Genomic DNA, 4,197 nt, shown 5'->3' on the forward strand with positions numbered 1-4,197 from the left:
AGCTTTGCGTTCTGCTGCTTTCATCGTGATGGCTTCGGCAGGACATGACAAAGCACACAGCCCACATGCAGTACAGTTTTCACGACCTTGTTCATCTCGTTTCAACATGTGTTGACCGCGATAAACAGGACTAAATTGACGTATTTGGTCGGGATATTGAACCGTTACTTTTTTTCTGAACAAATGCTTTATTGTTATTATCAAACCTTTGACAATAGCAATTAGATACATTTTTTCCCAAAAAGTCATCTCCTTGTTGGAAACTACTTTTTTTCTTCCCGATAAGGATATTTCTTGTATTGACATTTTCTTATTTTTATTTGAAGCTTAATCCTGCTATTCGTTTCAATCTTTTATGCCTAACCCCGGCATAAAAGGATTTTCACTGCTATCAGGGCTAGTGCATTTTGGTATTAATTACAATCCTAAATAAGCCATTATTTCTACTCTCAAAAGTACAATTCCGGTAATCATGATGTTAATAATGGATAATGGAATCAAAATTCTCCAACCCAAATGCATCAATTGATCGTATCTAAATCTTGGAATAGTCCAACGAACCCACATGTAAAAGAATATAAACCCACATAATTTGATAAACAAGGCGAGCATTCCTAACATATTGGCAATGTTTACTCCCCAGTTTTCAACAGCCCAACTCATTCCAGGATAATTATATCCTCCAAAGAACAAAACAGACAATAGGGTAGATGATATAAACATATTCGCATATTCGGCGAATAAATAAAAACCCATTTTCATCGAAGAATATTCAGTATGATAGCCACCAATTAATTCCGTTTCACATTCTGGTAAGTCAAAAGGCGTTCTGTTCGTTTCTGCAAATGCACAAATCAAGAAAATGATAAAAGACAATGGCTGATAAAAAACATTCCAGTTCATTCCGGATTGTTGCATCGAAATTTCTTTCAAGCTCAAAGTTCCGGTCATCATCAACAATGCAATTATGGACAATCCCATAGCCACTTCATAAGAAACCATTTGCGAAGCCGCCCGAATGGCACCAATCAATGAAAATTTATTGTTCGAAGCCCATCCACCAATCATAATTCCGTAAACTCCAACAGAAACGACACCTATGAAGTATAAAACGGCCACATCAATATCCGTGGCTTGTAACAAGATGTCTCTTCCAAAAAGGTGAAATCTGTCGCCCCAAGGAATTACGGCACTGGTCATCAAAGCGGTTCCCATTGAAATTCCCGGGCCCACCATAAATAAAAATTTGTTGGGTGTATTCGGAATAAATTCTTCTTTGGAAAATAATTTTAAACCATCGGCAAGTGGTTGAAACAAACCAAATGGTCCAGCCCTGTTTGGCCCGACTCTATCTTGAAGAAAGGCGGCCACTTTTCGTTCGGCATAAGTGGAATACATCGCCATAACCATTGTAAAGGCAAATACCACAAGGATTACGACACTTTTTTCTATGATAAATGTACTATCCATTTTTTTTGGAATTTACTGGGTTACCGTCAATTTTTTCGTTGTAATCAATTTCGGCCATGCTTATTTTTTTTCTATCTACTTCTCTACCTAAAAGAATTTTTTCTTCGGCATTGATTTGTACTTTTTCTAATTTTCCGAAATGTTTGTTTTGATTGATAACAGAATCTTTTTCAAATTCTCTTGGTCCTTCAATAATCCAGTCATTCACGTCTTTGTGGTCAAAACGACAGCTGTTGCAGATGAATTCATCCACTTCGTGGAATTCGTCTTTTCTGCCTGTGACTCTTTGAATTTCGTCGCCGAACATCCAAACCGTGGTTTTTCCGGAACAAGTAGGACAATCTCTGTGTGCATCGTAAGGTTTGTTGAACCAAACTCTCGATTTGAATCGGAAAGTTTTATCGGTCAAAGCACCAACCGGACAAACGTCAATCATGTTTCCAGAAAACTCGTTGTCGATGGCTTTTGAAATACAAGTCGAAATATTCGAATGATCACCTCTGTCCATTACTCCGTGTACTCGGTCGTCGGTAATTTGGTCAGCAACCATCACGCAACGGTAGCAAAGAATGCAGCGATTCATGTGCAACTGGATATTTGGACCAATATCTTCTGGTTCGAAAGTTCTTTTTTCTTCTATGAAACGACTTTCCGACTTTCCGTGTTCGAAACTTAAATTCTGCAAATCGCATTCTCCTGCTTGGTCACAAACTGGACAATCCAATGGGTGGTTGATTAACAAGAATTCCGTAACGGCTTTTCTTGTTTCTTGCACTCTTGCCGAAGATTTGCTGTTCACTTCCATTCCGTCTTGACAACCCGTTACGCAGGAAGCCATTAATTTTGGCATTGGTCTTGGGTCGGCTTCACTTCCTTTGGCTACTTCCACCAAGCAAGCACGGCATTTCCCGCCGCTTCCTTTTAGTTTAGAATGGTAGCACATGGCTGGCGGAACTACTTCTCCTCCAATCATTCTGGCTGCTTGCAGGATGGTTGTTCCTGGTTCTACCTCAATCGCTTGACCGTCTATGGTTACTTTCATTGTAGTAAATTCTTGTCTTTATACTGTTAATTTAGAAACTAAATGCTTCACACTTTCAAAAGGCTCGGTAACAAAATGGTCTCTGTTTTTTATTTTTTCCGGAAAACGGATGTGGTATTCAAATTCCTCCCTAAAGTGACGAATCGCTGCTGCCACTGGCCAAGCTGCTGCGTCACCCAAAGGACAAATCGTGTTTCCTTCAATTTTGCTTTGAATACTCAAAAGCAAATCGATGTCTTCTTCACGACCGTGACCGTTTTCAATTCTGTGCAATACTTTTTCCATCCATCCTGTTCCTTCACGGCAAGGCGAACATTGTCCGCAGCTTTCGTGGTGGTAAAAACGGGAAAAATTCCAAGTATTTCTAACGATGCAAGAAGTGTCGTTATAAACGATAAATCCTCCTGAACCCAACATGGAACCTGTAGCAAAACCACCGTCGCTTAAACTTTCGTAAGTCATCAAACGGTCGTCGCCATTGGCTGTTTTATAAATTAAATGAGCTGGTAAAACAGGAACAGATGAACCTCCGGGAACAAAAGCTTTCAAAGGTCTGTCAGAACTCATTCCTCCTAAATATTCATCGGAATTCATGAATTCGTAAACACTTAATCCCATTTCAATTTCGTAAACCCCAGGATTTTTGATGTGTCCTGAAGCCGAAATTAATTTGGTTCCTGTAGATCTTCCAATACCAATTTTAGCATAATCGGCTCCTGAATTGTTTACAATCCAAGGCACTGTGGCAATGGTTTCCACATTATTTACCACTGTAGGATTTGCCCAAAGTCCAGAAACTGCTGGAAATGGTGGCTTGATACGAGGATTTCCTCTTTTGCCTTCCAAGGATTCGATTAATGCGGTTTCTTCACCACAAATGTAGGCTCCGGCACCACAATGAACGTATACTTCTAAATCGTATCCGGTTCCTAATATATTTTTTCCTAACCAACCTGCTGCTTTTGCTTCGGCGATGGCGCGTTCCAATATTTTGTAAACCCACATGTACTCGCCACGAATGTAAATGTAAGACAAGTTGGAGCCTAAAGCAAAACTGGAAGTAATCATTCCTTCAATCAATAAATGGGGAATGTGTTCCATTAAATATCGATCTTTGAAAGTTCCCGGCTCTGATTCGTCTGCGTTGCAAACTAAATGTCTTGGTTTTCCTGATTTTTTGTCAATGAAACTCCATTTCATTCCAGCTGGGAAACCTGCACCACCACGACCTCTTAATCCAGAAGTTTTCACTTCTTCTACCACTTCATCTGGTGTCAATGTTTTCAAGGCTTTTTCCACAGAAGCATAACCGCCGTTTTGGCGATAGACTTCATAGGTTTTAATTCCAGGAATATTTACTTTGTCTAATAATATTTTTTGTGACATATTATTTATCGTGTAACGTAATTTTGTTATCTCTACAATCAGCAATAATCTGATCTACTTTTTCTTTTGTCAATTTTTCTTTGTAAAAATCGCCCAATTGCATCATTGGAGCATAACCACAGGCTCCTAAACATTCTACACCTCTTACTTCAAAAAGTCCGTCAGCTGTAGTTTCGCCAATTCCCACGCCTAATTTTTCGCAGGTGTAATCCATTAAATCTTCAACGCCATTCAAACAACAAGGGGATGTTTGGCAAAATTCGAACATGTATTTTCCAATTGGTTTTTGGTTGAACATC

Annotated in this window: 5 protein-coding genes; all 5 read right to left on the bottom strand. The window is 39.3% G+C overall.

Annotated elements, in window-relative coordinates; genetic code table 11:
* The coding region (locus C0430_RS05345) for a 4Fe-4S binding protein (protein ID WP_290866261.1) at positions 1–306 on the bottom strand (306 nt) is incomplete at its 3' end.
* Between the two features lie 111 nt (positions 307–417).
* A complete protein-coding gene (gene nuoH / locus C0430_RS05350) occupies positions 418–1,470 on the bottom strand; it encodes an NADH-quinone oxidoreductase subunit NuoH (RefSeq protein WP_290866263.1) in 1,053 nt (350 codons plus the stop codon).
* Positions 1,463–2,512: a 2Fe-2S iron-sulfur cluster-binding protein gene (locus C0430_RS05355; RefSeq protein ID WP_290866265.1), complete on the bottom strand. Its 1,050-nt coding sequence runs from the start codon at positions 2,510–2,512 to the stop codon at positions 1,463–1,465. Before C0430_RS05355 ends, nuoH begins: the two co-directional genes overlap by 8 nt.
* An 18-nt stretch (positions 2,513–2,530) precedes the next feature.
* On the bottom strand, positions 2,531–3,898 hold the full coding sequence (gene nuoF / locus C0430_RS05360) for an NADH-quinone oxidoreductase subunit NuoF (RefSeq protein ID WP_290866267.1): 1,368 nt from the start codon (positions 3,896–3,898) through the stop codon (positions 2,531–2,533).
* Position 3,899: 1 nt separating this feature from the next.
* The coding region (locus C0430_RS05365) for an NAD(P)H-dependent oxidoreductase subunit E (protein WP_290866269.1) at positions 3,900–4,197 on the bottom strand (298 nt) is incomplete at its 5' end.

It is taken from the genome of Flavobacterium sp. (assembly GCF_013823965.1).
In the GTDB taxonomy this organism is placed as follows: Bacteria; Bacteroidota; Bacteroidia; order Flavobacteriales; family Flavobacteriaceae; genus Flavobacterium.